At 64.2% G+C, this 1,748-nt stretch carries 2 protein-coding genes; one reads left to right on the top strand and one right to left on the bottom strand.

Annotated elements, in window-relative coordinates:
* Positions 1-29 precede the first annotated feature (29 nt).
* Positions 30-413: a flagellar protein FlaG gene (locus CKO42_RS26390; protein WP_200252471.1), complete on the bottom strand. Its 384-nt coding sequence runs from the start codon at positions 411-413 to the stop codon at positions 30-32.
* Positions 414-853: 440 nt separating this feature from the next.
* Here CKO42_RS26390 and CKO42_RS26385 point away from each other — a divergent pair.
* A partial coding sequence (locus CKO42_RS26385; RefSeq protein ID WP_200252457.1) for an Rpn family recombination-promoting nuclease/putative transposase occupies positions 854-1,748 on the top strand: 895 nt, incomplete at its 3' end.

The following is a 1,748-nucleotide window of genomic DNA, read 5'->3' as shown; positions in this document are numbered from 1 at the left end:
GCGCCGAGCCCCCAGCAACCCCCAAGCCCTCAAGCCTCAAGATTCACCAAGCCACCGCGGCCGGCCTGGGTCATCTCCGCGATCTGCTCGACCAAGCGCATCATCTCCTCCGGCGGGATCTGGCGGAGCACATCGCCCGACTCGCTGTCGACAATGCGCGTGATCAGGCGCTCGCCGGGCGGCTCGCTCATCTCGAACTGCACGCCATCATTGTTCATCACCTCGTTCACCCGCTGCAGCGGCTCCTCCAGATCACTGCGGCCCGGGGCCTGATTGCTCTCCGCTTGCGCCAGCGTACTGCCGACGCTGGGCAACGCCTGCAGCAAGCCCTCCAAGCGCTGGCGCGGGTTGAGCTGGTTGACCGGGGCGGTGTTTGGGGCGGTTTGGCTGATATCGGTGATGGCACTGGACATGGGAGTGGGCTCCTTGTCAGACGGTTAGCAGAATCGGACGCTGAGTCGAAGCGCGACCCGATAGCCGCGAAGGCGAGGGCGACACTGCGTGCACCGAGACGATCAGCCTCGAGTTCGAGTTTGAGCCCCGCGCTCGCGACCATGCACCTGCTGACCAGCCGGGCTAAACCGTGGTCCGCCCCGGGTTTTCACCTCCATCGCGCTGCCCGCCGTCGGCAGCTGCAGCAAACCCTCCAGGCGCTGGCGGGTTCAGGAAACGCTTGCTCATCGAAGGCTTCGCTGCTTCCGAGAACGCCGCCCATCCCCCCGTATCCTGCTCTACAATGACCTTGAGCGCTGGCCGGCTGCTGAAGACCGCGACGAGCACATCCGCACCGAGCCACCGCAGTTTCTAAACGCCTGCCCGCCGCACCTGGGCGCTGACGGAGACAGACATCGCGATGCGCACGCTCCTCGACCCCACCAACGACTACGTCTTCAAGCGGCTCTTCGCCGACGCCCCAGACCTACTGGTCGCACTTATCAACGACCTCCGCCCCGACCTCCCCGCGATCACCTCGGTCGAGATCCTCAACCCGACGATCGAACCCAGCGAACTCAACCGCAAATACATCATCCTCGACGTCCTCGCTCGGGATGCCGAAGGCCACTGCTACAATGTCGAGATCCAGGTGCGGCGCTACGGCGCTTGGCACAAACGCGGGCTGTTCTATCTCGCCCGCACCCTGGGCAAACAGCTCAATGCCGGCGAAGACTACCAAGACCTGCGGGCCTCCGTCGGGCTGCACCTGCTCGACTTCGACCTCTTCACCGCCACCGACGCCGAACGCCAGCAAGCCCTCTGGCGGTTTGAGATGCGCGATGAATGCCAGCCCAACGTCTCGCTCGGGAACATCCTGCAACTGAACCTCCTCGAACTCACCAAGGCCGATCGACTGGGTATGCCACCCGGCCCACTGCGTGACTGGATCACCTTCTTCAAACACTGGCGAGAGGAACTGACGATGGCGACGATAGCCCACGAACCCGTCAAGCAAGCGATGAGCCGAATCCGCGAGCTCAGCGCCGACGAAAAGGCGCGCCAGCTCGCCTTTGAACGCGAACGAGCGCTCCACGACGAGGTGTCTTTTCTCAATGAGGCGAGGCGAGAAGGCCTTCAGGAGGGCCGCCAAGAGGGCCGCCAAGAGGGCCGCAAGGAGGGCCGCAAAGCGGGCGTGGAGGGCACCCTCCGCAAACTCATCACCCTCAAATTCGGCGACATCCCCGAGTCGGCATCCAAGCGCCTAGAGCAAGCCACAGACGAGCAACTGGACACCTGGGTCGAGCAGATCCTCA

It is taken from the genome of Lamprobacter modestohalophilus (assembly GCF_016583905.1).
GTDB lineage: Bacteria > Pseudomonadota > Gammaproteobacteria > Chromatiales > Chromatiaceae > Lamprobacter > Lamprobacter modestohalophilus.
The sequence above is the reverse complement of the archived record's forward strand: the minus strand, read 5'-3'. Positions and strand labels throughout refer to the sequence as shown.

Excerpts from the sequence above, each read along its gene's own strand:
- CKO42_RS26390 (WP_200252471.1), bottom strand. The coding sequence starts at position 413 with ATGTCCAGTGCCATCACCGATATCAGCCAAACCGCCCCAAACACCGCC.